Source organism: Mesorhizobium sp. M4A.F.Ca.ET.050.02.1.1 (assembly GCF_003997725.1).
GTDB lineage: Bacteria > Pseudomonadota > Alphaproteobacteria > Rhizobiales > Rhizobiaceae > Mesorhizobium.
On the sequence record NZ_RZSG01001320.1, the window covers coordinates 1 to 841 of the forward strand.

At 59.7% G+C, this 841-nt stretch carries 1 protein-coding gene; it reads right to left on the bottom strand.

Annotated features, from left to right (window positions below; genetic code table 11):
* Positions 1-203: 203 nt before the first annotated feature.
* Positions 204-841: LysR substrate-binding domain-containing protein (locus EOA33_RS37220; protein ID WP_127407823.1), on the bottom strand; the 638-nt coding region annotated here is incomplete at its 5' end.

Below are 841 nucleotides of genomic sequence, written 5' to 3' on the forward strand. Positions count from 1 at the left end.
AGACAGGTGCGGCCCCACGCACCCGGGATCAATAGCCCATTCCGCACGCTTTGAGAACATGACTGGATAAACGCACGCCAGGGCTTGATGCCGAAAGTGTGAAGCGATTTTCGCGCCAGGCGGAATTTTCCGGCGTCGCATCGATCTCCACAAGCCGGCAAGAACAAGGTGGTTCGCCGGTGCTCGCGGCGATAGACGGTCGGTCAGCGCGATCGACCGCGACGTCCACCTGGGTTGCCGGCATTGATGTGATCGACCAGGGCCCGCAGCTTCGGAGCCATATTCCTTCTGTTTGGGAAATACAGAAAAAAGCCCGGGAATGAGGGCAGATATTGCTCAAGCAAGGAGACGAGCGCGCCGCTCTCGACATAGGGGCGGAAAGTCTCCTCGGTAGCGAAGGTGATACCAGCCCCAGCCAGAGCGCTGCGCAGCATGAGGCGCAAATCATTGGTGGTGATCTGCGGCTCAACCGCGACATTGAAGGAAGTGCCGTTCTCTTCGAATTCCCATCGATAAGGCGCGTTTTCCGGCGAGCGGCGCCAACCAATGCAGCGGTGGCGGACCAGATCGCGGGGATGTTCCGGCATGCCATTCGCCACCAGATATTCGGGAGAAGCGACGACAGCCTCCCTCACTTGCCCACCGACAGGCACGGCGATCATGTCCTGCTCTATGACCTCGCCCAACCGAACCCCGGCATCGAACCCGGCGGCAACGATGTCGAATTCCTCATCCGTTACGGTGACATCGACAATCACGTGCGGATGCGCTTCGGCAAAGGTCGTCAACAAAGGACCGGACAAAAACGGCTCGGCAATCGAGGTGACCGCGATCCTCAGCC